Source organism: Amycolatopsis sp. NPDC004625 (assembly GCF_040609695.1).
In the GTDB taxonomy this organism is placed as follows: domain Bacteria; phylum Actinomycetota; class Actinomycetes; order Mycobacteriales; family Pseudonocardiaceae; genus Amycolatopsis.
This window is the reverse complement of the sequence record NZ_JBEXKX010000021.1, coordinates 133,173-159,736: the sequence shown is the minus strand read 5'-3', so window position 1 is coordinate 159,736 and position 26,564 is coordinate 133,173. Positions and strand designations below refer to the sequence as shown.

14 protein-coding genes are annotated in these 26,564 nt (G+C 75.2%); 5 read left to right on the top strand and 9 right to left on the bottom strand.

Annotated elements, in window-relative coordinates:
* A partial coding sequence (locus ABZW17_RS24585; protein WP_354818477.1) for a beta-ketoacyl synthase N-terminal-like domain-containing protein occupies positions 1–1,450 on the bottom strand: 1,450 nt, incomplete at its 3' end.
* A gap of 28 nt (positions 1,451–1,478) precedes the next feature.
* Entirely contained in the window at positions 1,479–9,470 is a 7,992-nt protein-coding gene (locus tag ABZW17_RS24580) for a type I polyketide synthase (protein WP_354818474.1), read from the bottom strand.
* A 475-nt stretch (positions 9,471–9,945) separates the two neighbouring features.
* Between ABZW17_RS24580 and ABZW17_RS24575 the strand changes: the two genes are divergently transcribed.
* From ABZW17_RS24575 to ABZW17_RS24565, 3 genes are all read left to right on the top strand, one after another.
* On the top strand, positions 9,946–11,175 hold the full coding sequence (locus ABZW17_RS24575; protein ID WP_354818471.1) for a pyridoxal-dependent decarboxylase, exosortase A system-associated: 1,230 nt from the start codon (positions 9,946–9,948) through the stop codon (positions 11,173–11,175).
* A 17-nt stretch (positions 11,176–11,192) separates the two neighbouring features.
* Entirely contained in the window at positions 11,193–13,694 is a 2,502-nt protein-coding gene (locus ABZW17_RS24570) for a BTAD domain-containing putative transcriptional regulator (RefSeq protein ID WP_354818468.1), read from the top strand.
* Between the two features lie 204 nt (positions 13,695–13,898).
* Positions 13,899–14,837 carry a TIGR03564 family F420-dependent LLM class oxidoreductase gene (locus ABZW17_RS24565; protein WP_354818465.1) on the top strand — a complete coding sequence of 313 codons (939 nt, stop codon included), beginning with the start codon at positions 13,899–13,901 and terminating at the stop codon, positions 14,835–14,837.
* A 16-nt stretch (positions 14,838–14,853) separates the two neighbouring features.
* Here the strand turns inward: ABZW17_RS24565 and ABZW17_RS24560 are convergent, their stop codons facing one another.
* Positions 14,854–17,238: a tetratricopeptide repeat protein gene (locus ABZW17_RS24560; RefSeq protein ID WP_354818462.1), complete on the bottom strand. Its 2,385-nt coding sequence runs from the start codon at positions 17,236–17,238 to the stop codon at positions 14,854–14,856.
* Between the two features lie 81 nt (positions 17,239–17,319).
* Between ABZW17_RS24560 and ABZW17_RS24555 the strand changes: the two genes are divergently transcribed.
* On the top strand, positions 17,320–18,144 hold the full coding sequence (locus ABZW17_RS24555; protein WP_354818459.1) for a radical SAM protein: 825 nt from the start codon (positions 17,320–17,322) through the stop codon (positions 18,142–18,144).
* An 18-nt stretch (positions 18,145–18,162) separates the two neighbouring features.
* Here the strand turns inward: ABZW17_RS24555 and ABZW17_RS24550 are convergent, their stop codons facing one another.
* Positions 18,163–19,155, bottom strand: a complete 993-nt coding sequence (locus tag ABZW17_RS24550; protein ID WP_354818456.1) for a hypothetical protein — start codon at positions 19,153–19,155, stop codon at positions 18,163–18,165.
* 168 nt (positions 19,156–19,323) lie between these two features.
* On the opposite strand from ABZW17_RS24550, the gene ABZW17_RS24545 reads away from it, so the two are divergent.
* Entirely contained in the window at positions 19,324–22,206 is a 2,883-nt protein-coding gene (locus ABZW17_RS24545; RefSeq protein ID WP_354818453.1) for a BTAD domain-containing putative transcriptional regulator, read from the top strand.
* Here the strand turns inward: ABZW17_RS24545 and ABZW17_RS24540 are convergent.
* Genes ABZW17_RS24540 through ABZW17_RS24520 form a run of 5 tightly spaced genes read right to left on the bottom strand, consistent with a single transcriptional unit; the run spans position 22,187 to position 26,529 of the window.
* Positions 22,187–22,990 (bottom strand): carbohydrate ABC transporter permease, encoded by an 804-nt coding sequence (locus ABZW17_RS24540; protein ID WP_354818450.1) that lies wholly within the window; start codon positions 22,988–22,990, stop codon positions 22,187–22,189. The genes ABZW17_RS24545 and ABZW17_RS24540 overlap by 20 nt on opposite strands.
* The gene (locus ABZW17_RS24535; protein ID WP_354818447.1) at positions 22,990–23,805 is read right to left on the bottom strand and encodes a sugar ABC transporter permease; all 816 of its coding nucleotides are present in this window, start codon (positions 23,803–23,805) and stop codon (positions 22,990–22,992) included. Before ABZW17_RS24535 ends, ABZW17_RS24540 begins: the two co-directional genes overlap by 1 nt.
* Positions 23,805–25,037, bottom strand: a complete 1,233-nt coding sequence (locus ABZW17_RS24530; protein WP_354818444.1) for a sugar ABC transporter substrate-binding protein — start codon at positions 25,035–25,037, stop codon at positions 23,805–23,807. Before ABZW17_RS24530 ends, ABZW17_RS24535 begins: the two co-directional genes overlap by 1 nt.
* Positions 25,034–25,780 (bottom strand): amidohydrolase family protein, encoded by a 747-nt coding sequence (locus ABZW17_RS24525; RefSeq protein ID WP_354818441.1) that lies wholly within the window; start codon positions 25,778–25,780, stop codon positions 25,034–25,036. The genes ABZW17_RS24530 and ABZW17_RS24525 overlap by 4 nt, the downstream gene beginning before the upstream one ends.
* The gene (locus tag ABZW17_RS24520) at positions 25,777–26,529 is read right to left on the bottom strand and encodes a hypothetical protein (protein ID WP_354818438.1); all 753 of its coding nucleotides are present in this window, start codon (positions 26,527–26,529) and stop codon (positions 25,777–25,779) included. The genes ABZW17_RS24525 and ABZW17_RS24520 overlap by 4 nt, the downstream gene beginning before the upstream one ends.
* Positions 26,530–26,564 lie beyond the last annotated feature (35 nt).

The following is a 26,564-nucleotide window of genomic DNA, read 5'->3' as shown; positions in this document are numbered from 1 at the left end:
CGGACGACGCCGTTGTAGCCCCGGCGGTCCACGCCGACCGTGCGGATCGTCGAACAGGGTTAGAACCCTCCTCACCACTCACGACCGGCTGCGGCAGATCGGGTGCCGACTGCAGGACCAGGTGGGCGTTCGTGCCCGACCAGCCGAACGAGCTGACTCCCGCCACCGCCGGGCGGCCGTCCGGCAGGGGAGCCAGGGCCGTGGCCGGGCGCACCGCGGTGTTCGCCAGCACCTGCTCCGCCGGCTCGGTCATGTGCAGGTTCGGCGGCACCTCGCCGTTCTCCAGCACCAGGACCGTCTTGATCAGCCCCGCGATGCCGGCCGCGGTGTGGGTGTGGCCGATGTTGGTCTTGACCGCCCCGACCGTCAGCGGCCGGTCGGCCGGGCGGCCGCCGAACACGTCGCCGAGGGCGCCCAGCTCGATCTCGTCGCCCAGCGGTGTGCCCGACCCGTGGGCCTCCAGGAAGTCGACGTCGGCCGGGGCGGCGCCGGCGTCGGACAGCGCGCGGCGGATCACGTCGACCTGGGCGCTGCGGTTGGGCGCGGTCAGGCCGTTGCTGCGGCCGTCCTGGTTCACCGCCGAGCCGCGGATCACCGCGCGGACGCGGTGGCCGTCGCGCAGGGCGTCGGACAGCCGGGTCAGCACCACCATGCCGCCGCCCTCGCCCATCATGTAGCCGTCCGCGCTCGTGTCGAACGTATGGCAGCGGTCGGTCGGCGACAGCAGCGCGTTGCGGCTGCTGTAGACGTACAGGAACGGGTGCAGCGCCAGGAATCCGCCGCCCGCCAGCGCGTAGTCGCACTCGCCCGCCCGCAGTGCGCGGGCCGCCAGGTGCACCGCGACCAGCGTCGACGAACACGCCGTGTCCAGCGAGAAAGCGGGCCCGCGCAGGTCGAAGTGGTACGCGAGGCGCCCGGCGACGACGCTGGCGAGGCTGCCCTGGCCCATGTACGGGTCGGCGTACACGCCGGTGCCTTCGCGTTCGGCCTCCACCTGGCCGTACTGGAAGGCGTCGGAGAAGCCGAGGAGCACGCCGGTGCGGCTGCCCCGCAGCCGCGGCGCCGGGGTGCCCGCGTCGTCCATCGCCTCCCAGGCCAGCTCCATCAGCAGCCGCTGCTGCGGGTCCATCCGCAGCGCTTCCTGGGGCGCGTAGCCGAAGAACCCGGCGTCCCAGCCGTCCACTTCGGACAGGAACGCGCCGCGGCGGCGGACGCCGGGCACGTGGTCGAACCGGCCGTCCGGCACGTCGCCGACTTCGGCGGCCCGGCCTTCGCGGAGCAGCTTCCAGTACGAGTCGACGTCCGGGGCGCCCGGGAACCGGCAGGACATGCCGATCACGGCGATGGGCTCGCTCTCGCGGGCCTCGTACTCGGCGAGCCGCTTGCGTGCGCCCGCGAGCTCGACCGTCGCCCGCTTCAGGTAGTCGCGAAGCTTGTCTTCGCCGGTCATAACCGAACCCCTATCCGTTCGCAAAAGGTCAGAGCTTGTCGATGAAGGCGAAGAGCTCGTCGTCCGAGGCGAGGCCGAGCGACGGCGATTCGCCGAGCCCGTCGAGCCCGTCGAGCCCGTCGAGGGCCTCCCGCAGGACGTCCGCCAGCCGTACGCGGTCCTCGTCGCCGGCGTCCGGCAGGACTTCGGCCAGGGCCTCGCGCAGCCGCCGCGCCGGGTCGGGCGGCGGCGGGAGCAGCTCGCCGAGCAGGTGGGCGGCCAGCAGTTCGACGGTCGGGTGGTTGAACAGCAGCGACGCGGGCAGCCGCAGCCCGGTGCCGGCCCCGATGCGGTTGCGCAGCTCGACCGACGTCAGCGAGTCGATCCCCAGTTCGCTGAACGGCTTCGCCACCTCGACCGACGCCGGTGACCGGTGTCCGAGCGCCGTGGCGACCTCCGTCCGGACGAACCCGGTCACCGTCGCGGCCGCCGTCTCCCGGTCGAGCCCGGCGAGTTGCCCGGCCAGGCCGGCCGGCACCGGAGCCGTCGAAACAGCGCGGCGCACCGGCACGAAACTCCGCAGGACGGCGGGCACCTCGTCGGCCGCCCGCAGCGCCGCGGTGTCCCAGGTGGACGCCACGACCGTGCCGGACAGCCCGAGCGCGGCGTCGAACGCGGCCAGCCCCTGCGCCTCGCTGATCGGCCGGACGCCGGTGAGGCGCGAGCGGTCCGTGGCGCTCATCGCCGACGTCATGCCGGTGGCGGTGGCCCACAGGCCCCACGCGATCGACACGCCCGGCAGCCCGCGCGCCGCCCGGTGTTCCGCCAGCGCGTCCAGGGACGCATTCGCGGCGGCGTAGTTCGCCTGGCCGCGGTTGCCGAGGACCCCGGCGATCGAGGAGAACAGCACGAACGCGGCCAGCGGCTGGTCCTCGGTGAGCTCGTGCAGCAGCCAGGCGGCGTCGCGCTTGGGCCGCAGCACGGTGTCCAGCCGGGCCCGGGTGAGCCCGGTGATGGTCGAGTCGTCGAGGACCCCGGCGGCGTGGACGACGCCGGTCAGCGTCTCCCCGGCCAGCAGCGCCGAGAGGGCCGCGCGGTCGGCGACGTCGGCGGCCACCACCCGGACGCGGGCGTCCAGCCCGGTCAGGTTCGCCGGGACGTCGCCACCGCGGCGCGAAACCAGCAGCAGGTCACGGACGCCGTGCGCGGTCACCAGCCGTTCGGCGACCAGGGCTCCGAGCCCGCCCGTGCCCCCGGTCACCAGCACCGTGCCGCTGCCGAAGTCCACAGTGGACGGCTCGGCGGCGTACCGCGCCAGCCGGGGCACGAGCACCGCGCCGTCGCGCACGGCGAACTGTGGCTCATCGGCGTCGAGCGCCGCGGACAAGGCCGCGCCGGGCCGGGCCCCCGCGAGGGCGAAGCGGCCGGGGTGCTCGGCGATCGCCGAGCGGACCAGGCCCCACACCGGCGCGCCTTCGGGCGAGCCCGGGTCCTGCAGGAACACCAGTTTCGAGCCGTCGCAACGCTCGTCGAGCAGCCAGCGCTGCACGAGGTCGAGCACGGCGGGCAGCTCCTGCGCGGTGGTGAGCACGACGGGCGGGACGACCTCGGGCAGCTCCGTGCCGATCACGGTCCACTGGCGGTCGTCGGCCGCCGGCAGCGGCGCCGGCGTCCATTCGACGCGGTAGAGCTCCGCGTTCGCCGTGGTTTCGGCGGCGGGACGCAGCAGCAGCGACTCGATCCCGCCGAGCGGCGTGCCGGCGGTGTCGTAGAGGGTGACCTCGACGCCGGCCGTCGCCGAGCCGGTCAGCCGGGCCCGCACCGAACCCGGCAGCGGCGAGGTGATCCGCAGGCCGCCGAAGGAGAACGGCAGCAGCAGTTCGGTGCCGTCGAGCACGAGGGCGTGCAGGACCGCGTCGAGCACCGCGGGGTGGGCGGTGAACTCGCCTTCGGCGGGCAGCTCCACCTCGGCGTAGCGGTCGTCGCCGTCGCGCCACAACGCCGTGAGCCCCCGGAACGCGGGCCCGTACTCGTAGCCGCGTTCGGCCAGCCGGGCGTAGGCGCCGTCGAGGTCGACCGGCTCCGCGCCGAGGGGCGGCCAGACCGGCAGCGGAGTGCCGGGCCGCTGCTCCGGGCGCACCGTGCCGGTCGCGTGCCGGGTCCACGGTCCGTCGGCGAGTCGCGAGTGGACGGTCAGCGGGCGCCGGCCCCCTTCGTCCGCGCGGCCGAGGCCGACCTGGACTTCGACGGCGCCCGAGGCGGGCAGCGCGAGCGGCGCTTCCAGCGTCAGGTCCTCGACGCTGCCGCCGTCCGCCGCTTCGAGGGCCAGCTCGGCGAACCCGGTGCCGGGGAACAGGACCGTGCCGCGGACCGCGTGCCCGGCCAGCCACGGCAGCGACGTGAGCGAGAGCCGCCCGGTGGCCACGGAACCGCCGCCGTCGGCGACCGGGGTGGGGGCGCCGAGGAGGCCGCCGGCGTGGCCGGTGAGCCAGTAGCGCTGCCGGTCGAACGCCGAGGTCGGCACGTCCGGGTGGCGGGTGACCGGGCCGAGCAGCCGCGGCCAGTCCACCGCCGTGCCCCGGACGTGCGCCGCGGCGAGGGACAGCAGGAAGCGCGCTCGCCCGCCTTCCCCGCGGCGCAGCGTGCCGACGGCGGTGCCGTCGATGTCCGCGTCGGCCAGGATCTCCTGGACCGCGCCGGCCAGGATGGGGTGCGGGCTGACCTCGACGAACAGCGGCCGCCGGTAGCCGGCGAAGGCGCGGATGGCGGTGTCGAAGCGGACCGGCTCGGCGAGGTTGCGGTACCAGTAGCCGGTGGTCAGCTCCGAGCCCGGCAGGAAGCCGCCGGTGCAGGAGGAGCAGATGGTGGTCGCGGTGTCGGCGGGGGCGAGGTCGCCGATTGCGGCGAGCAGGGCGTCGCGGACGGCCTCGACGTGCGGGGTGTGGGCCGCGTAGGCCACCGGGGTGCGCCGGATCTGGACGTCGGCGCAGGCGGCGGCGAACTCCTCGATCGCTTCCAGGTCGCCGCCCACCACGGTGCCCGTCGGGCCGTTGTCCACGGCCGGCCACAGGCGCCCGGCCCACGGCGCCAGCCGTTCCCGCACCTGCGCCACCGGCAGCCCGACGGCGAGGATGCCGCCGGTGCCGTCGAGCTCGGCGGTGAGCAGCCGGCTGCGGACGGCGATGATCCGTGCGGCGTCGGCGAGCGGCAGCGCCCCGGCGACGACGGCCGCGGCCAGCTCGCCTTGGGAGTGGCCGACCACCGCGGCCGGAGCGACCCCGGCGGCCTGCCACAGTCCGGCGAGGGCGACCATGACGGCGAACAGCACCGGCTGCACGACATCGGTCCCCTCCAGGCCCGGCGCGCCTTCGGCGCCGGTGAGCACGTCGAGGACGGACCAGCCCGTGTGGGGCTTGAGTGCTTCGGCCGCTTCGGTGAGCAGCCGGGCGAAGGTGGCGTCCGCGGCGAGCAGTTCGGCGGCCATCCCCGGCCATTGGGCGCCCTGGCCGGGGAAGACGAAGACGGGCGCGGTGTCGCCCGCGGCGGTCCCGGTGACGAGCGCGGGGTGCGCGGCGCCTTCGGCGAGGGCACCGAGGGCGGCGACGAGGTCGGCCCGGTCCTCGGCGACGACGACCGCCCGGCAGGCGCCGGGACGGCGGCGGCCGAGGATCGCGGCGGTGGCGGCGAGCTCGTGGCCGGACGCGGTTTCGGCGTAGGTGCGCAGGCGGTCGGCGTGGGTGCGGAGGGCGGTGTCGGTGTGGGCGTACAGCGGCCAGACGAGCGGCTCGGCGGCCGCGCCTTCGGACCGGGTGCGGAGGGGGGCGCCGGTGTGGGGGTGCAGCGGCGCGGTCGGCCCCGGCTGTGCGGCGGTCGCGGCTCCGGCGGAGTCCGGCAGAGCGGCGGCCGCGGGATCCCCGGCCGGAGCCGCTTCCAGCACCACGTGCGCGTTCGTCCCGCTGATCCCGAAGCTCGACACCGCCGCCCGGCGCGGGCGCCCCCGCTCCGGCCACGACCGCGGCGCCGACAGGACCTCGACGCGGCCGCTCGCCCAGTCCACGTGCGGGCTCGGCACCTCGGCGTGCAGCGTGCGCGGGATCGTGTCGTGCCGCAGGGCCTCGACCATCTTGATCACCCCGGCGACCCCCGCCGCGGCCTGGGTGTGGCCGATGTTGGACTTCAGCGACCCCAGCCACAGCGGCGTCTCGCGGTCCTGCCCGTACGTCGCCAGCAGGGCGTGCGCCTCGATCGGGTCGCCCAGCGCCGTTCCGGTGCCGTGCGCCTCCACCACGTCGACGTCCGATGTGGACAGTCCGGCGGAAGCCAGCGCCCGGCGGATCACCTGCTGCTGGGCCTGGCCGTTGGGTGCGGTGAGGCCGTTGCTGGCGCCGTCGGAGCCGGTCGCGCCGCCGCGCAGCAGGGCCAGCACCGGGTGGCCGTGGCGGCGGGCGTCGGACAGCCGCTCCAGCACGAGCATCCCCGCGCCCTCGGCGAAGGCCGTGCCGTCGGCGTCGGCGGAGAACGCCTTGGCGCGGCCGTCGGCCGAAAGGCCGTTCTGGCGGGTGAAGTCCACCAGGTTGCCGGGCGCGGCCATCACCGTGACGCCGCCGGCGAGGGCGAGCGAGCAGTCGCCGCGGTGCAGCGCGTCGGCGGCCAGCTGGATCGCGACCAGCGACGACGAGCACGCGGTGTCGACCGTCAACGCGGGTCCGCGCAGTCCGTAGGTGTAGGCGATCCGGCCCGACGCGACGCTCGGCGAGGTGCCGGTGAGGCGGTGGCCGTCGACGGACCCGGTCGGCTCGTGCAGCCGCGGGCCGTAGTCCATGGCCATCGCGCCGACGAACACGCCGGTGTCGGTCCCTTCGAGCGCGTCCGGCTCGAGGCCGGCGCGCTCGATCGCCTCGTGGCTGATCTCCAGGAGCACCCGCTGCTGCGGGTCCATGGCCAGCGCCTCGCGCGGGCTCAGGCCGAAGAACGCGGGGTCGAACCGGTCGGCGTCGTGCAGGAACCCGCCGAACCGGGTGGCGCACGAGCCGGGGCCGGTCTCGCCGAGGAGCGTGTCGAGGTCCCAGCCGCGGTTCGCGGGCAGTTCGGTGACGGCCTCGGCGCCCGCGGCGACCAGGTCCCACAGCTCGGCCGGCGAGGTGACGCCGCCGGGGAAGCGGCAGCCCATGGCGACGACGGCGATCCGGTCGTCCTGCCGCGGCGCGGTGTCCGCCGCCGGAGCGGCCTCGGCCGGCCGGGCCCGCAGGTGCGCGACGAGGTGGTTCGGGGTCGGGAAGTCGAACAGCAGGGTCGTCGGCAGCTTGAGCCCGGTGGCGGCCTGCAGCCGGGTGCGCAGCTCGACCACGCTCACCGAGTCGAAGCCGAGGTCCTTGAACGTGCTCGCGGGGTCGATCCCGGCCGCGTCGGCGTGGCCCAGGACGGCCGCGGCCGTGGCCAGGACCAGGTCCGCCACCCGCGCCGGGTCGACGGCGACCGGGGTGGCCGCCACTTCTTCGCCGAGCCAGTGGCGGGTCCGCTGGAACGCGTACGCCGGCAGGTCCACCAGCCGCTCTCCGGGCACGTCCCACCGCACACCGGCGCCGGCGACGAACGCCTCGGCCAGGCTGCGCCGCAGCCGGTCGCCGCCGCCGTCGTCCCGCCGCAGCGTGCCGACGACGGCCACCGCGCGGTCCTGGGCTTCGGCGGTCTCCTCGATGCTGCCCAGCAGCACCGGGTGCGGGCTGCACTCGACGAACCGGGCGCCGCCGGCGGTCAGCGCGCCGGCGGTCGCCTCGGCGAACCGGACCGGGCGGCGCAGGCTTTCGAACCAGTACTCGGCGTCGAGATCCTTGGTGTCGAACGGCTTTCCGGTGAGTGCGGAGACGAAAGTGACCGAAGTGGACACCGGCCGCACCGGGGCCAGCAGCCGCAGGATCTCCTCCCGCAGCGGGTCGACCGCCGCCGAGTGCGACGCGTAGTCGACCGGCAGGATCTTCGCGCGGTAGCCGTCTCCGGTGAGCGTGGTGTGCAACGCCGCCAATGCGTCGGCCGGCCCGGACAGCACCACGGACCGGGTGCCGTTCACCGCCGCCACCGACACCCCGGCCGGCAGCAGCGGCCCGACCGCGTCCTCGGGCGCGCCGACCGACATCATCCCGCCGCCGCGCGGCATCCCGGCGATCGCCCGGCTGCGCAGGGCGACCACGCGGGCACCGTCCGAAAGGGACAGCGCGCCGATCACGGTGGCGGCGGCGATCTCGCCCTGGGAGTGCCCGACGACGACCGCCGGGGTGAGCCCCGCGTCGCGCCAGACCTCGGCCAGGGACACCATGACCGCCCACAGCGCGGGCTGGACGACGTCGACGCGGTCGAGGTCCGCGGTGCCGGCCCGCAGGCCGTCGAGGAGGTCGTAGTCCACGAACTCCGCCAGCGCCGCCGAGCACTCGGCCAGCCGGCGGGCGAACACGGGGGAGTCGCGCAGCAGGGCGCGGGCCATCTCCGGCCACTGCGAACCCTGCCCGGGGAACACGAGGACGTCGGCGCCGTCGACGGTCCGGCCGGTCACGACGTGCTCCGACGGCGTCCCGGCGGCCAGCGACGCGAGGTCGTCGAACACGACCGCGCGGTGCTCGAAGAGGTCCCGGCTGCGCAGCAGCGACCGGGCGACATCGCCGTGCGTCAGCTCCGGGTGCTCGGCGAGGTGCTCCGCCAGCGCGCGGGCCTGGGCGGGCAATGCAGCCGCCGAGCGGGCCGAGAGCACCAGCGGGACGTCCTCGGCGACGACGTCTTCCGGCGGGGTGGCCGCCGGGGCTTCGGCCACGACGAGGTGGCAGTTGGTGCCACCGACGCCGAACGAGCTCACCCCGGCGACGAGCCGGTCCTGCGGCCGCGGCCAGTCCCGGGCCTCCCGCACCACCGCGAGGTTCAGCGTCTCGAACGGGATGGCCGGGTTCGGCGTGGCGAAGTTCAGGCTCGGGCTCAGCCGGCGCTCGGCCAGGCACACCAGGACCTTCAGCAGCCCGGCGATCCCGGCGGCCCCTTCGAGGTGGCCGACGACGGTCTTCACCGAACCGACCGGCAGCGGCTCCGGGCGGTCGCCGGCGAACGCGGCCCCGAGAGCTTCCGCCTCGATCGGGTCGCCGACCGGGGTGCCGGTGCCGTGCAGTTCGACGTACTGGACGTCGGCCGGCGCGACTCCGGCGTCGGCGCACGCCAGCCGGATCACCTCGGTCTGCGCCCCGGCCCGCGGCACGGTGAGGCCGTCGCCGCCGCCGTCGTTGTTCACGGCGCCGCCCAGCAGAACGGCGTGCACCCGGTCGCCGTCCGCGAGCGCGGTGCTCAGCGGCTTGAGGACGACCAGGCCGCCGCCCTCGCCGCGGACGTACCCGTCGGCGCGGCCGTCGAAGGTGTGGCAGCGGCCTTGCGGGGACAGCGCGCCGAAGCGGCCGACGGTCTCGGTGACGGCTTCCAGGAGGTTCAGGTTCACCCCGCCGGCGAGCGCGACCGCCGCGGTGCCGCGGCGCAGCTGCTCGGCCGCCAGGTGCACGGCCACCAGCGACGACGACTGTCCGGAGTCGACGGTCAGGCTCGGGCCGCGCAGCCCGAGCAGGTACGAGACGCGGTTCGCGATCAGGCTGCGGTGGGTGCCGGTGAGCGTGTGCGGGCCGGCGCCGAGGCGGTCGTGCAGCAGCGCGTAGTCGCCGTTGATCGCCCCGACCACGACGGCGGTGCCGCTGCCGCGCAGCGTGCCGGGCGCGATCCGGGCGTCCTCGCACGCTTCCCACGCCAGCTCCAGCACCAGCCGCTGCTGCGGGTCCATCGCCGCGGCCTCACGCGGGGAGACGCCGAAGAAGGGCGCGTCGAAACCGTCCACATCGGACACGAAGCCGCCGCGCCCGGTCCCGTCGCCGTCCGGCCACCGGCCCGGCGGGACCGCGCCGACGGCCTCGCGGCCCTCGGCCAGCAGCCGGCGCAGCCGGGCGGGGGAAGGGGCGCCGGGCAGCCGGCAGGACATGCCGACCACCGCGATCGGCTCACCGGGAGCAGGCAGGGAAGACATAGTTCACCCATCGTCGGAAGGGATCGCGGAAATCGGGGAATGCGCGTGGCGCCGGCGGTTCGGGCAATTCCCGGTGGTGCCGGTGGATTCCGATCGTGCGGGCTGCGCACCCCGTTCGTCAAGGGGTGTTTCCCGGCCCGGCGGTGGCAGGCAGGCGACGGCAGGAAGCTGCCACCGGCAGCGGGCCACCCGGCTGGAGCAACGGGGGCGGCGACTGCGCCGAACGGTGTGGTCAATCGCTCTGACCTGTGGAAATAGTGTGTTCGTCGCCGGTGGGTGATGTCACTCCGGTGACCGCGCGGACACAGCAGGTACACCTGGGTGCCCCCATCCCCACCCCCGCGCCGAATCTGGGTGAGGACTACCCATGCCCGGGTGGGTGGGTAGTTGCTTCAGTGGTCCCCGTACCGCCGGGAACCGACGGTGGTGCGTTTTCCGGTTGCCATTTCACCCGTGCTCGAAGAAAAGGAAAGCGATGGCGAACACGACGGAAGCCGCGGCGGCGCCGCATCGCCGCGCCGGCGGTGTGCTCACCGTGGGCGGCGTGCCCGTGGACCGGCTCGCGGCGCGGGTCGGCACCACCCCCTTCTTCGCCTACGACCGCTCGCTCGTCACCACCCGCGTCGAGCGGGTCCGGGCCGCGCTGCCCGGCGACGTCGAACTGAGCTACGCGGTCAAGGCCAACCCGATGCCCGCGCTGCTGCACCACCTCAGCGGTCTCGTCGACGGCCTCGACGTCGCCTCCGCCGGGGAACTGCGGCAGGCGCTCGACACGACCGTCCCGCCCGAACGGATCAGCTTCGCCGGACCCGGCAAGACCGCGGCCGAGCTGGCCCGCGCGGTCGCCGCCGGCGTCACGGTGGAACTGGAGTCCACCACCGAGCTCGCCCGCGTCCGCGAGGCCGGTGACCGCCTCGGCCTCACCCCGCGCGTGGCGCTGCGGGTGAACCCCGACTTCGCCGTGCGCGGGTCCGGCATGCGCCTGGGCGGCGGCCCGCAGCAGTTCGGCATCGACGCCGAGCGCGTCCCCGCCGTGCTCGCCGAAGTCGGCGCCGCGGGGCTCGACTTCCAGGGCTTCCACGTCTTCGCCGGCTCCCAGAACCTGCGCGCGGAAAGCCTTTGCGAGGCCCAGCGCGCGACCGTCGACCTGGTGCTGCAGCTCGCCGAGGCGGCGCCCGGCCCGGTCCGGTCGGTCAACCTGGGCGGCGGCTTCGGCATTCCCTACACCGCCCGCGACACGGCCCTGGACCTCGACGAGGTCGGCGAGAACCTGGCGAAGCTGCTGGACGTCTCGCTGCGGCCCGCGCTGCCCGAAGCGCGCGTGGTGATCGAGCTCGGCCGCTACCTCGTCGGCGAGGCCGGGGTGTACCTCACCCGCGTGGTCGACCGGAAGGTCTCGCGCGGCACCACGTTCCTCGTCGTCGACGGCGGCCTGCACCACCAGCTGGCCGCGTCCGGCAACTTCGGCCAGGCCATCCGCCGCAACTACCCCCTGGCCCTGGCGACCGCGCCCGGCGGACCCGAAGAGACGGTCACCGTCGTCGGCTGCCTGTGCACCCCGCTCGACCTCCTCGGCGACAAGGTTTCCCTGCCCGGCGCGGCGATCGGCGACCTCATCGCGATCTTCCAGGCCGGCGCGTACGGCCTGACCGCCAGCCCCACCGCCTTCCTCGGGCACCCGGCGCCGCCCGAAGTCCTCGTCTGATCCCCGGAGGGAACACCGTGCAGACCACCGTGCCGACCCCCGGAGCGCCCTCGCTCCACGTCGTCCCCGATACCGGTTTCCGAGTCCTCGGCCTCCTGCAGGTCCACGGCCGCGAACCGGTCGTCGTCACCGCTCGCCGCCAGCAGGTGGTGCTCGCGCTGCTGCTGCTCAACGGCAACCGCGTGGTACCGCTGGAAGTGCTGCTCGACGCGCTGTGGGGTGCCGCGCCGCCCGCGACGGCCCGGGCGCAGGTCCAGACCTGTGTGTCGGCCCTGCGGCGCGCGCTGCTCAAGGCCGGGCTGGGGGAGCGGATCTCCGCGCGCGGCAGCGGCTACTGCCTCGACCTCGCGCCCGGCGAGCTGGACCTGCACGCGTTCGAGGCCCTGGTGGCCCGCGGCCGGGCGGCGCGCCGCCCCGAGGACGCCCGGGCCGCCTTCCGCGAGGCGCTGGCGCTGTGGCGCGGGGAACCGCTCACCGGCATCGACAGCGGCGTCGTGCGGGCCCACCAGGTCCGGATCGCCGAGCGGCGCGTCGAGGTGCTCGAGGACTGCCTCGACGCCGAGCTCGAACTGGGGCTGCACCGCGAGGTCGTCGGGGAGATCTCGGTGCTGACCGAGGAGTACCCGCTGCGCGAACGGTTCGTGCTGCAGCTGATGACCGCGCTGCACCGGTGCGGCCGCCGGGTCGAGGCGCTGTCCGCCTACCGGGCCGTGCGCCGCCGGTTCGTCGACGAGCTGGGCCTGGAACCCGGGACCGCCCTGCGCGAGCTGCACCAGGACATCCTCGCCGGTTCGAGCGAACCGCCCGCGGCCGGCTGGGCGGCCCCGCGGATGCTGCCGGCGCGCCTGCCGTACTTCACCGGCCACGAGCGGCTGCTGGCCGGGCTGCGGCGCGGCCTCACCGACGACGGCCCCGGCGCCGCGGTCGTCACCGTCCTCACCGGACGCGGCGGCGTCGGCAAGTCCGCCGTGGCCGCGGAGGCCGCCCACCGCGCCGCTCCCGCCTTCCCCGACGGGGTGCTCTACGCACGCCTTGCCGAAGAGGACGCCGCCGACGTGCTCGCCCGGTTCCTGCACGCGCTCGGGGTGCCCGCGGCGGAGATCCCCGAGGAACTGGACGGCCGCGCCGCGCTGTACCGCAGCGTGCTGACCGGACGCCGGGTCCTCACCGTGCTGGAGGACGCGGCGAGCCTGTCGCGCGTCACGCCGTTCGTCGCCGACGCCCGCGGCTGCCGGCTGCTCGTCACCACCGGCACCCGGGTGGCGTCGCGGCCCGGCGTGGCCGTGGCCGAACTGGACGTGCTGGACGGCGCGGAAGGCGTCGAGCTGGTCTCGGCCCTCGTCGGCGAAGACCGCGTGACCGCCGAGCTGTCCGACGCGGTGGAACTGGTGGAGCTGTGCGGCGGGCTGCCGCTGGCCGTCACCGGCGCCGCCACGCACGTCGCCGCGCGACCCGGCCGCACGCTGGCCCAGGCGGTGGCGCGGCTGCGGGCCGAAGACGACCGGCTGGGCCGGCTCGGCGCGGGCGTCCGCGACGCCGTCGGACGCGGCCTGGACGAGCTGCCGGCCCCGGCGCGGGACCTGTTCGCCCGGCTGGCCCTGCTGCCGGCGGGCAGCTGGCCCGGCTGGTCCGCGACGGCACTGGCGGACCTCGGCCCGGCCGAAGCCGCCGACGCGCTGGAGGCCCTCGTCGACGCCCGGCTCGTTGACGTGGCCGGCACCCGCTACCGGCTGCCGTCCCTCACCCGCCTGCTCGCGCTCGAACTGCTGGCGGCCCAACCCCTTCCCCAGCGCGCGGCGGCGTCACGAAGGCTCTTCGGCGCCTGGCTGCACCTGGCCGACCAAGCCCGGGGTGTCGCGGTGGAGGGCCTGCCCCGGACCCCGGTGCCGGCCGGCCCCGGCGACCCGCGCACCTGGTACGACCGCGAACACACCGGCCTGCTGGCCGCGGTGCGCCAGGCCGCCGACGCCGGGGAACCCCGCTACTGCGCGGAACTCGCGCTGGCGGTGGCCGACCTGGCCGGCGAGCGCGGCTGGTACGCGGACTGGCGCGAAAGCGGCGAAACGGCGTTGAACGCGGTGGTCCCGGCGGGCGACCGCCGGGCCGAGGCGGCGCTCGAGCGTTCCCTCGGCGAGCTGGCGGTCCGCGAGAGCCGCTTCGCCGATGCGGCCGGCCGCATCACCCGTGCGTTGACGGCGGGGGAGCAGGCGGGCGGCCTGAGCTGGGACGAGCTGGTCAGCCAGGTCCTCGCCGGAGTGGGCCGCGCCCGTGCTTCGGTGGCCGCGGACCCGGCGCCGCTGACGCCGGCGCCGCTGACGCCGGTGCCGGGGGCACCGGTGGCGGGCAACCGCACGGCGGCCCCGCGGATCTCGGTGGGCCGCAACCAGTACGACCTGGCGGCCGACCGGGGCCAGCCCGAGGGGGCACCGCGGTCGACGGGCCGTGCCGGGCACCGCCGGCTGCCGCGCCCCCGCCCGATCTCGTGGCGCCGGGAGTCCGATTACCCGGAGGAAGCGTGATGCGGCGGGCGCTGCCGGAGTTGCGGTCGTCTCGCCGGAACGGCCGCCCCCGGCTTTGCCGCCTGCCCGGCCCGAACTCGTGAGGGGGCCGGTCGCCCCCGGGCTCCGGTGCCACCGGCCGCGCGTCGCCCATCGCGCCGGGCCGCGGCCGAACCCCGCCGTGAATTCCCCTGCCCCGAACCCGCCCGAGCCCGGAGGAACCCCATGACCATCGGTGCCGCCCTGCCCGCCGGCGACCTCTCCGGGGCCGCCAACAGCGTCGAAGAACTGCTCGCCCAGACCCGGGAAGCGGCGGCCGCCGGACTGCGCTCGGTCTGGTTCTCCCAGCTGTTCGACCACGATGCCCTCACCCTCGCCGCCCTCGCCGGGCGGGAGGTGCCCGGCATCGCCGTCGGCACCGCCGTCGTCCCGCTCTACCCGCGGCACCCGCTGCACCTGGCCGCCCAGGCGCAGACCGCGCAGGCCGCCACCGGCGGCCGGTTCACCCTCGGCCTCGGCCTCGGCGTGCGAAGCCTGCTGGAACCGGCGTTCGGCTTCGAATACCCGCCGCCGATCACGTCCCTGCGCGAATCCCTCACCGTGCTGCGCGACATCTTCGGCGGCAGCCGCCCGCTGTTCGACGGCGAGACCCTCACCGCCTGCCCGCCGCTGCCCACGACCGTCCCCGGCGGCGGGGGCGTCCCGATCGTCGTCGCCGCCATGGGGCCGCAGGCGCTGCGCGTGGCGGGGGAGCTGGCGGACGGCACCCTGCCGTTCCTGGCCGGCCCGCGCGCGCTGGCCGACCACATCGTGCCCACCCTCACCAAGGCCGCCGCCGACGCCGGACGCCCGGAACCACGCGTGATCGCGGCCGTCCCGGCGGTCGTCACCGACGACGTGGCGGCGGTCCGCCAGATCGCCGCGGTGCACCTGGGCTACTACGGCGACATCCCGTCGTACCGCCGCATCCTCGACGCCGAGGGGGCCACGCACGCGGCCGACCTCGCCCTGATCGGGGACGAGCGGGTGGTGGAAGCGGGCCTGCGCCGGTACTTCGACGCGGGGGCCACGGAAGTCGTCCTCATCCAGTCGGGCCTGCGGTCGTCCCGCGACCGCCTGCGCACCTGGCGGCTGGCGGGGTCGCTGAACGCCCGGACGCCCTGACCCGCGCCTCCGTCGATCAGGGCGAGGCGCGCCGGAGCCGTTCGAGCCTGGCGGCCGCTTCCGGGTCGTCGAGCTGCGCGAGCAGGCCGGCCGCTTCGTGCCGGATCGGCCCGGCTTCGGCGTCCTCGCCGGCCGCGGCCAGCGATTCGGCCAGGCCGGCGAGGACGAGACCCAGCACGGCGGGTGCTTCGGCGGCCCGCGCGGTTTCGGCTGCTTGCCGGTGGTAGTGCACGGCGTCCCCGGCGCGACCGGCTTCCCGGTACGTCGTGGCGATCCCGTCGAGCGACCAGGCCCGTCGCTGGGACACGCTGAGTTCCGAGAACATGCCGAGGGCCTGCCGGTAGGACGAAAGGGCGTCGTCGTACCGGCCGGCGAGGCGCTGGATCCGGCCGTGGTCGAGCAACGCCCAGCCTTCGGTGCGGGTGTCGCGCAGCTCCCGCGCGAGTTCGACACCTCGGGCGGCGTCGGTCAGCGCCTCGGCGACACCGCCCAGATTCGCCGTCGCCCGGGCCAGCAGGACGAGCCCGACGAGTTCGAAGTGCCGGTTCCCCAGCTCCCGGCCCAGCGCCACGCTGTACCGGGCCGCGCCGACGGCGTCGCGGTGCCGTCCCATCCCGTCGTAGGCCTCGGCGAGGTTGAACAGGGCTGCCGTTTCGCCTTCGACGTCCCCGTCGGCGCGTTGCAGCTCCCGCAGGTTCTCGAACCGTTCGGCCGCCCGGCCGAACTGCCGGCGGTGCAGGAGGACGACGCCGAGGAAGTTGAGGGTGATCCGCAGGCCGCGCTGGTCGCCGAGCTCGCGGAAGACGGCGAGCGCCTCCTCGGCGTGGGCCGCGGCGTCGTCGAACCGCCCTTTCGTCCGTTCGATCTCGGCGAGCGTGGTCAGCAGCTGGCCTTCGCCCTGGCGGGCGCGGTCACGGCGCGCGGCGGCGAGCGCGATGTGCACCGCCGCGCGCCGGTCCGCCGACGGCATGCCGTGCATGACCGATTCGGCCGCGAGGGCCAGCTGCCAGGTGACGGTGTCCAGGCCGGACTTCGCCGCCGTCTGGATGGCGGCGAACAGGTTCGGGCCTTCGAGCCGGCACCACTCCACCGCCGCGCCGCGGTCGGCGAACTGCGGCACGGTGGCCGGCGCGGGCAGGGCGTCGGGCGCCAGGATCCGCCCCCAGTGGCGCATGGCCGTGCCGACCGCGTGGGCCGCGTGCAGGTACCACGCCAGGATCCGGCCCACGGCGTCCCGCTGGTTCTCCGGCGGTTCCTCGCGGCGTGCCGCGTCGGTGGCGTACGCGCGCAGGAGGTCGTGGAACTGGTAGCGGTCGGCCGCGGTCTGCTCCAGCATGTGGGCACCCACGACGGAGTCCAGCAGGGCCCGGGCGGCCGCCATCGGCAGACCGGCCGCCTCGGCGGCGACGCACGCGCCGAACTCGGCGGCCGGATGCAGCCCGAGCAGCCGGAACATGCGTGCCGCGTCGGGCGCGAAGGACCGGTAGGACCACGCGAACACCCCGCGGACGCCGTCGTGCGTCTCGTCGCTGCCGGCCGCGAGCTCGTCCCAGAGGCGGGATTCGTCCCGCAGGTTGCCGATCAGCTCGGCCAGCGGCATCCACGGCCGGGAGGCCGCGCGCTCGGCCGCGACCCGCAGGGCCAAGGGCAGCCGGGCGCACAACCGCGCGAGTTCGGTGCGGTCACCCGGTTCGTCGCCGCTGCGGTAGTCGGCGGTGAGCGCCCGGATCAGCGCCGTCGCGTCGGCCTCGGGCAGGGTCTCCAGGGTGACGCGCTGTGCTCCGTCGTGCGCCAGCACGCCTTCGAGCCGGTCCCGGCTGGTGACGATCGTGCGGCACGCCGAGCCGCCCGGCAGCAGCGGGCGGACCTGGCCGATGTGCGCGGCGTTGTCCAGCACCACGAGCATCCGGCGGCCGGCCAGCAGGGACCGGTAGAGCGCGGCCTTGCCCTCGACGTCGTCGGGGATCCGCAGCGGCGGGACGGCCAGCGCCCGCAGGAACCGGTCCAGCGCCTGGTCCGCGGTGACCGGTGCGCCCGGGTCGTACCCGCGCAGGTTCACGTACAGCTGCCCGTCCGGGAACCGGTCCGCCGCCCGGTGGGCCCAGCGCAGGGCCAGCGCCGTCTTGCCGACGCCGGCCGTGCCCACGACCACGGTCAGCCCGGCCGGCTCGGCACCGAGCAACGCCCGGTCCAGCCGGGCCAGCTCGGCCGTCCGGCTGACGAAGTCCCGCACGTCGCGGGGCAGCTGCCGGGGGACACCGGACCCGGTGGCGGGGGCACCGTGGAAATGCACGCCACCGCTGATGTCCCGGGCCTGCACGACGTCGGCGGCGGTGCCGGACAGCGTCGAGCGGGTCCCGGCCGGAACCGGCTCGTCGCCGGATGTGTCGGGGTGGGCCATCACTCACCTTGGGCGCGCGGGGTTGCCCGGCAGCATATCCGGGCTCTCCCGCCGCCCGCCCGATCCTGCGAGACTGGGCGGATGCGAACCGGCAGCGGTCCCGTGGATCTCGTTTGGCTGGAAGTCACCGGTAAATGTCAGCTGGCCTGCGTTCATTGTTACGCCGAAAGCTCTCCGGCGGGCCGGCACGGCCCGCTGACCCGCGACGACTGGATCCGGGTCATCGACGAAGCCGCCGCGATCGGCGTGCGCAAGGTCCAGTTCATCGGCGGCGAGCCGACCCTGCGCCCGGAACTGCCGGAGCTCGTCGGGCACGCGACGGACACCGGCCTGCGGGTGGAGATCACGTCGAACCTCGTCCGCCTCTCCGCCCGCATGTGGGCCGCGGTGACCTCGCCCGGCGTCGAGCTCGGGACGAGCTACTACTCGGACGATCCGGCGGAGCACGACGAAATCGTCGGCCGGCGCGGCAGCCACGCCAGGACCACGGCGACGATCGAGACCGCGCTGGCCCGCAACATCCCGGTGAACGTCGGCGTCATCGACGTCCGGCCGGGCCAGCGGGTGGCGGCGGCCCGGGAGAAGCTCCGGGAACTGGGCGTCACCCGGATCGCGGTGGACCGGGTGCGGCACCTCGGCCGCGGCGCCGCCGGTCGGCGGCCGGAGATCACCGAGCTGTGCGGCCGGTGCGCGAAGGGCGTGGCCGCGGTGCTGCCCGACGGATCGGTGACACCCTGCCCGATGGCGCGGTGGCTTTCGCTCGGCAACGTGCGCGAAACCTCGCTGGCCTCGCTGATCCGCAGCGCCGAAGCCGGCCGCATCCGGGCTTCGATCGCCGCGGCGACCGAGTGGACCGGCAACTGCGCATCGGGCAGCACCGGTGGTGGCGGCGGGTGCACCCCCTGACCCGCCGCCACCGGCGCGTCAGCTCGGCACGACGAACAGGTGGGTCATCGCCGAGGTGTGGTTCGGGGTCGAGCCGCTCACGCCCGTCTCGTCCGTCAGGCCCGCCGCCGCGCCGCCCACCGAGCCCGGGTTGCCCGCCACGTACGTCGTCGTCACCTTCGCGCTCAGCTGGGTGCAGCCCGGGCTGACCGGCACCTTCGTGTACAGCGGGATCGCCGCGTGGTTGACCCCGCGCACCACCGTCTCCTCCGTCTGCGCCACCGGTGCGCTCGCGCAGTCCGGGCCGCCGCTCGTGGTCGCCGTCAGCGTGAAGCGGGCCGTCGAATAGTGGATCGGGCTGTCCGGGCTCGGCTCCGGGCCGCGGTGGAACTCCACGTCCGCGATCACCGCCAGCTCCCGGTAGCCCGCCGGCAGGCCGGCCGTCACCACCGGGGCGACCGTGGCCGAGGTGACCGGGAGGTTGCCCGGTGGGAGGGACCGCTGGATCGCCGTCCCGGCCGCGTCGCCGCCCACCGACGTCGAGGCGAACCGCAGCGTCCCGGACACCGTTTCCCGCGCTTCGAAGGCCGACGTCGAGGCCGTGCGGAGGGACAGCGTGCAGCTCAGGGCGCCGCTCGTCGTCGCCGTGACGAGGAACCGGTTGATGATCTTGATGTCCCGCAGCGCCGGGTCCGGGTGCGTTGCCGGCAGGACGTTCTCGCCCAGCACGACGTTCGACGCGCCCGCGCCGGTGCACCGGATCTCGTTGTCGATCAGGTTCGCCTGGTCGGCGTCGTAGGCGCGCAGCTCCGAGTAGACGTACGCGGTCGCCCCGGCCGCCACCTGCGTCTCGATCGTGGCCAGCGGCACCACCTTCTGCGTGGCCTTCGCCGGGGGCGTGGGGGCCTTGGGCACCCCGGTGACGACGACCGGCCCGAAGTCCTGGCTGGTCGCGGCGTCGGCGGGCGCGCCGCCGAGCCCGGTGAGGGTAAGGGCCAGGGCGAGGCCGGCGCACTTGGTGCGGTTCTTCATGCGTTCCTCCGGTGACAGGGTCTCGCCATCCCCTCGACGGGTGATATCGGCGAACCGCCCCACCGTAACGAGCAGGGCCTACACGGGACCTACACGCCGGGGACGCCCCTTTCGGGCGATCAAAGCGCCGGGCGGGTCTGCTACGTTCCCCATCCGGGGTGGCAAATCTTGGGCGAGACCGCGCGGTTCGGGATTCTGGGTCCGCTGCACGTGACGAACGCGGGCCGGCCGCTGAAGCCGGCGGCGCCGCGGCAGCGGGCCCTGCTCGCCGCGCTCCTGGTCCGCACCCCGCAGCCGGTCGGGCTCGGCGCCCTCGTGGAGGCCCTGTGGGGCGAGCGGCCGCCCGCTTCCGCCGTCGCGAACGTCCACACCTACGTCAGCCGGCTGCGCCGGGACTTCGCCGGGATCGGCCTGCCCGGCCTGCTGGTCACCGACGGCGGCGGCTACCGGCTGCGCATCGACCCCGGCCGGCTCGACACCCACGTCTTCGAGGCCGCGGCGGAGGCCGCCCGGACGGCGCTGGCCGCCGGTGACGCCGGCGAGGCCGTGGCCCTCTGGGAACAGGCGTGGCGCGCGTGGCGCGGCGAACCGCTCGAGGACGTCCCCTGCGCCGGCTGGCTGGAGGTCGAGGTGGCGCGGCTGCAGCAGACGGCCGCCGCGGCCCGGGAGGACTTCGCCGACGCCCGGCTGGCGGCCGGCCAGTACAGCACGCTGATCCCCGAACTGGCCGCGCTGGTGCGGCAGCTGCCGCTGCGGGAAGGGTTGTGGCAGCGGCTGATGCTGGCCCAGCACCGGGCCGGCCGGCGCGCCGAAGCGCTGGAAACCTACCGCGCGCTGCGGGGCGTGCTCGTCGAAGCGCTCGGCGTCGAACCCTGTGACGCGGTCCGGGACCTGCACGAGCGCGTCCTGCGCGGCGAGGTGCCCGAAGACGGCGACGCCGTGCGGCCCATGCAGCTGCCGCCCGACATCGACGACTTCACCGGCCGGGTCGCCGAAGCGGCCGAGCTGCACCGGCTGCTGACCCGCCCGTCGCGGTCGGTGGTCACCGCCATCACCGGCAAGGCCGGGGTGGGCAAGACGGCTCTGGCTGTGCGGGTGGCGCACGAGGCGGGCGGGCACTTCACCGGCGGCCAGCTCTACGTCCGGCTCGGCGGCCCCGGTTCGTCGCCGCGCGAGCCGGCCACCGTGCTGGCGACCCTGCTGATCGCGTTCGGCGTGCACCCGCACGCCGTCCCGGCGGACCTGGAGGCCCGCGCCGCGCTGTACCGGTCGCAGCTGGCCGCCCGCCGGGTGCTGATCGTGCTGGACGACGTCGCGAGCATGGCGCAGATCCGCCCGCTGCTGCCCGGCTCGCCCGGGTCCGCCGTGCTGGCCACCAGCCGCGGGCAGCTGGTGGGCGCGCACACCGTGCACCTCGACGTGCTCGGCGCCGACGAGTCCGTGCGGCTGCTGGCGTCGATCGCCGGGCGGGCGCGGATGGCGGCCGAACCCGACGCCGCCGCCGCGGTGGCCCGCTACTGCGGCAACCTCCCGCTGGCGCTGCGCATCGCGGCGTCCCGGCTGGCCCGCCGCGGCCAGTGGACCGTCGGCCGGCTGGCCGCGCGGCTCGCCGACGAGGGCACCCGGCTCAACGAACTGCGCATCGACGACCTCGAAGCCCGCGCCAGCCTGGCGTGGAGTTACGAGGCCCTGGACGACCTCCAGCAGCGGGCGTTCCGGCTGCTGGGCCTGCTCGACGTCCCCGACTTCCCGGCCTGGGTGGTCGCCGCGCTGCTCGAAACCGGCCTGCCGGCGGCGGAGGACGTCCTCGACAGCCTCGTCGACGTGCACCTGGTGGAGGTCTCCGGGACCGGGCGCTACCGCTTCCACGACCTGCTGCGGGTGTTCGCCCGGGAACGCGCGAACGCCGTCGACCCGCCGGCCGAGCGGACCGCGGCACTGCGCCGGGCGTTCGGCGCGTGGCTGGGGCTGGCCGTGCGCGCGGAATCCGGGCTGCCGTGCCGGTTCCTCAAGGTGCGGTTCACACCGGCCCCACCGTTCGACCCGGACACGTTCGAGGAGCTGCCGGCCGATCCGCTCGCCTGGCTGGACGCCGAGCGCGACGCCTTGGTCGCCGTGCTCGAACAGGCGCTGGCCCTGGACATGACGACCCTGGCCTGCGACACCGCCGGCGTCCTGACCACCCTGTTCGACCTGCGCAGCCACTACGACCTGTGGGAGCACACCCACGAGCTCGCGCTGGCCGCGGCGGTCCGCGCCGGGGCGCGGCGCAGCCGGGCGATCCTGCACCAGGGCCTCGGCGCGCTGGCGTTCTACCGCGACCGCTACGGCGAGGCGAACGAACACTTCGCCCAGGCGCAGGGCATCTTCGCCGAGATCGGGGAAAGCCGCGGCCACGCCTACGCGAACCTCGGCCTCGGCAGCGTGCACCTGTTCCACGGCCGGCACGCCGATGCGGCGGCCGAGCTGGACCAGGCGCGGGCCACCTTCGAGCGGTGCGCGGACACCGCCGGGGCCGCCTTCGTGCAGCAGGCGCTGGGCATCGTCCACCGGAACCAGGGCCGCCTCGACGAGGCGGCGCGGTGCCTCGGGACGGCGCTGACGGCGTTCCGCGACCTGGGCAGCCGCTACGGCCAGGCCTGCGCGCTGTTCAGCCTCGGCCTGCACCACAAGGACCGCGGCGACCGCGAAGCGGCCGAGGCCGCGCTGGCCGAGGCGATCGAGCTGTTCCACGCGGCGTCCTGCCCCCGCGACGAGGCGCTCGCCCTGCACGTGCTCGCCGCGACGTGCGCCGAGCAGGGCGACGCGGACCGCGCGTCGAGCCTGATGTCGCGCTCCCTGGCGGTGTTCTCCCCGGACGACGAGAGCGCGGACAAGGCTTCGGTGCTCTACAGCCTCGGCTGGGTGGCGCACCGCAACCGGCGGTTCGAGGAGTCCGCCGCCTGTTTCGAGGAGGCTGCGGATCTGTTCGAGCGGTTGGGGATGCCGTTGTCGCACGAGCGGACGGTGTCGGCCCGGGATCGGCTGGGGCTCAGCGTCCCGAGCCGGTGAAGCCGATCGTGCGCACCAGGTGTCGTTGCAGGATCACGAAGACCAGCAGGCACGGCACCCCGGTGACGGTGGCCGACGCCATCAGCTCGCCCGCGGTGAGGTGCCCGGCCTCCAAAGTGGACAGCCCGACCGTCAGCGTGCGCATCCCGTCGGACTGGGCGACCACCAGGGGCCACAGGAAGTCGTTCCAGTGCCACAGGAAGACGAACACCGCCAGGGTCGCCAGCACCGGGCGGCACAGCGGCAGCACGACACTCAGGTACACCCGCCAGTCGCCGGCGCCGTCGACGCGCGCCGCGTCGAAGACCTCGTCGGGCAGCGCCGCGACGAACTGGCGCAGCAGCAGGACGGCCTGGGCGTTGGCCAGCGTCGGCACGATCAGCCCCGCGTAGGTGTCCGACCAGCCGAGCCGGGAGATCACCACCACCGACGGCATCAGCAGGGCGTGGAACGGCACCATCATCGTGGACAGCAGCGACCACAGCAGCACCTCGCGCCCGGCGAACCGCTTGCGCGCGAACACGTAGGCGGCCATCGACGCCGACAGCAGCACGGCCACCACCGAGACCACCGAGTAGACCACCGTGGTGAGCGTCCAGCGCAGGAAGCTCCCGGTCGAGAGCACACCGGCGAGGTTGTCCCCGGTGAGCGCGTCCGGCAGCCGCTCCGGGAGCGTCGGCGCGCTGCCCGGCGACAACGCGACGAGCACCATCAGCACGAACGGGCCGACGGCCACCAGGGAGGCGACGGCCAGCAGCGCGGCCGGCCAGAACCGGCGGCGCATCACGGGTTCCGTTCGAACGCGCGGCGCTGAGTGAGCGACACCAGCAGCACGATGGCCCACAACGCCACCCCCGCGGCGGCGGCGCGGCCCACGTCGAAGTACCGGAAACCGTAGTCGTACACCGCGTACGCCAGCGTGTAGCTGGCCCGGACCGGACCGCCGCCCGTCATCACGTACACCGTGTCGAAGACCTGGAACGCCCCCACGGTTTCGACGACGAGCACGAAGAACAACGCCGGCCGCAGGGACGGCAGCAGCACGTGGCGGAACCGCTGCCAGACGCTCGCACCGTCCACCTTCGCCGCCTCCAGGCAGCCGGCGGGGACGTTTCCGATGCCCGCCAGCAGCACGAGCATCGCGTAACCGAACCCCTTCCAGGCGCCGACCACGGCCAGCGCCGGCAGCACCAGCCCCGGGTGCCGCAGGACGCCGGTGGGTTCGAGCACCCACCGCCAGACGACCCCGCCGAGCACCAGGCTGGTGGCGTACGGCGCGAACAACGCGGCGCGGAACAGGCCCCGGCCGCGCGGCACGACGTGCAGGAGCAGCGCGGCCCCCAGCGCCGTCGCCAAGGTGAGCGGCACGTAGAGGGCGACGTAGCCGAGCGTGGTGCGCAGGCTTTCGAGGAAGATCCGGTCGGCGAACAGGCTCCGGTAGTTGTCCGCGCCCACGAACCGCCAGTCCCCGCCGAGGTGGTACTCGCTCAGGCTCAGCCCCACCGCGCCCAGCATCGGCAGGAACCGGAAGACGCCGAACAGCACCAGGACCGGCAGCAGGAAGGCGAGCACCGTCAGTGCCCGGCGCGCCCGGGCCATCAGCCCCTGCCGAGCAGCGCGTCGACCTCCGCGGCGGCCTCGGCGAGCGCCTGGTCCGGGGTCTTCTCGCCGAGCAGCGCGGCCTGCAGGTGGGGCGCCAGCAGCCCCATCACCTTGCGGGCCTGCGGATGGGCGTCCCCGGCCGAGGTGAAGGGCAGCGCCCGGGCGAACGCCTTGTCGACGTCGTCGGCCGACGGCGGCGCCGCGTCCGCCCACGGCCCGAAGAAGCCGGAGCGGCTGCAGAGCTCGCCGGCCACCGAAGGCGACGTCAGGTAGGCGAGCAGCTTCCGCGCCGCATCCGGGTTCTTCGCGTTGCGCAGCAACGACAACGCGCCCGGTGTCCCGAACGTCACCCGCGCCCGGCCCTGCAGCGGCAGCCCGATCACGGTGTTCTCCGGGCCGATCGCGGCGACGACGGTGCGGGCCGCGGCCGCGGTCATCGCGTGCGCCATCGCCGCCCGGCCGGTCACCATGGCGTCGTCGGCCAGCCCGCTGCGCTTGGTCGCCGCGTCCCGCGGCAGACCGCCCGCCGCGTTGAGACCGACCAGGAACCGCAGCGCCGCAACGCCTTCCGCCGACGCGAACGCGCTCCTGCGGCCGTCGGGGGTGAACACGCTGCCGCCCGCCTGCCACAGCAGCGGGTAGAAGGTCAGGTTGAGCGTCTCCTCGGTGGACCCGGAGTAGTCGAGCACCGGGACGCCGTGCGCGGCCAGCTTCGGGGCCGCCGCCCGCACCTCGTCCCACGTCCGCGGCAGCTGCGTGATCCCCGCTTCCGCGAACAGCTTCCGGTTGTACACCGTGGTCGTGACGGTCCGGTACAGCGGCACCCCGTAGGAGCGGCCCTGCACCTTCAGCGCGTCGGTGACCGGCGGCGGGTACGCCCGCGCGCTGGCCGCGACCACGTCGTCGACCGGGGCGAGCGCGTTTTCCCCGGCGTACTGCGGGATCATGTCCGACTGCAGCAGCACCACGTCGGGGCCGTTGCCGGCCATCAGGGCGGCCCCGAGCTTCTCCTGGCGGCCCTCCCACGGCTGCAGCTCGATCTCGAGGTCGGCACCGGTGTCGCGTTCGAACCCGGCCTCGACCCGCTGCCAGTAGGCCCGGCTCTGCGCCTGGTCGGCGATGACCGGGTACATCCACAGGGTGACGGTGTTGCCGGCCGAGCCCGGGCCGCAGGCCACGAGCGAGGCCGCGGTCAGCGTGGCCACCAGGAGCACCGCCGTCGGCTTCACGGGATCGGGTCCGGTTCCACCGCGATGCCGAAGAGGCTCGCCGCGTTGCGCCACATCACGTGGTCGTACTGCTCGTCGGTGAGCCCGTCCTCCATGACCACGCCGAACGCGATCGCGGGGTCGACGAGGGTGCTGTCGGTGCCGAACAGCAGCTGGCCGAGCGGCACCCGGTCGAGCGCGTACCGGAACCGGCCGCGGTCGGTGATCGAACAGCACGGTTCCAGGTAGAGCCGCTCGTGGCGGCGGGCCGCCTCGACGGCCGCCCGCCACGCCGGGCCGCCCATGTGCCCGGCGATCACCCGCAGGTCCGGGAACCGCTCGAGCACGTCCACCAGCCCCAGCACGGTCTCGTCCCACGTGTGGACCAGCACCGGCAGCCCCGCCTCGGCCGCCAGCCCGAGCGCGTCCCGGACCTCGGCCGACAGCAGCGGCCGGTCCGGGTAGGTGGTGTGCACCTTGACCCCGACGAACCGCCCGCCGGGCCGGTACTTCTCCAGCTCCCGCGCCGCGGTGCGGAGGTCGTTCGGGTTGACGACGACGTACCCGAGCAGGCGCGGGTGGGCGTCGAGCACCTCCGCCATCCACCGGTTGCCCGACACCATGTCGTAGGTGACCGCCTCCGAAGCGGAGACGATCTGGCGGTCGATGCCGTAGCGGTCCATCAGCGCGAGGTTCAGGGCGGCCCTCCCGACGTCGGTGCTGAAGAACCACGGCCCGGCGTGGCCGTGGACGTCGATGATCATGCCCCCTCCGCCAGCCACGCCGCGGCCGTACCCCCGGCCACCTGCCGCCACGCCGCGTCGTCGAGCCCGGCCGTGCGCAGCCGCAGCGCCGAGGGCAGGACGTCGTGCAGCGGGGCCCGCGATCCGTAGGCCAGGTGGTGCGCGCCGACCTCGCCCGCGATGCGCTCGATCGAGTCGGGCCCGCACAGCAGCCGCGTCGAGGCCACGAACCCCGGTTCGCGGCGGGCGAGCACGACGAAGTCCGCCACCCGGTAGGCGTGCACGTCGAGGAAGCACACCCGCGCCCCCCGATCGGCGAAGGGGCGCCAGAAGCGGCTGAAGTCCCCGCTGGTGAGCAGCACCAGCCCGTGGGCGACGGCGACGTCGATGATGTGCGCCAGCCCGGCCGAATCCGGCTCGACCCACTGCTCGGGCGGGAAGAGCCGCAGCAGCCGCACCCCGGACGCGGCCAGCCGCGGGATCTCCGTCTCCGCGGTCAGCGCGTCCCGCACGTCGACCGCGCCGACGGGCACGAACCGCGTCCGGTCACCGGCCTTGCGCAGCTCGTCGTTGCCCGCGCGGGCGTCGAACAGCGCGCCCCGCAGCGAGCAGACCAGGCCACGCCGGATCCGGTGCTTCACGTGCTGGCCGGTCGCCGCGTCCAGCGACGCGTCCAGCTGCCGGCTCGGCAGCGTGCCGAACAGCACGTCGACGTCGATGTCGATCTCCTGCCGCGCGGCGGGCACCGGCGGCCAGGGTGACCTGCTCAACTCGTCCCCTCCTCCGTTGGAGTGGGCCGAAGCCT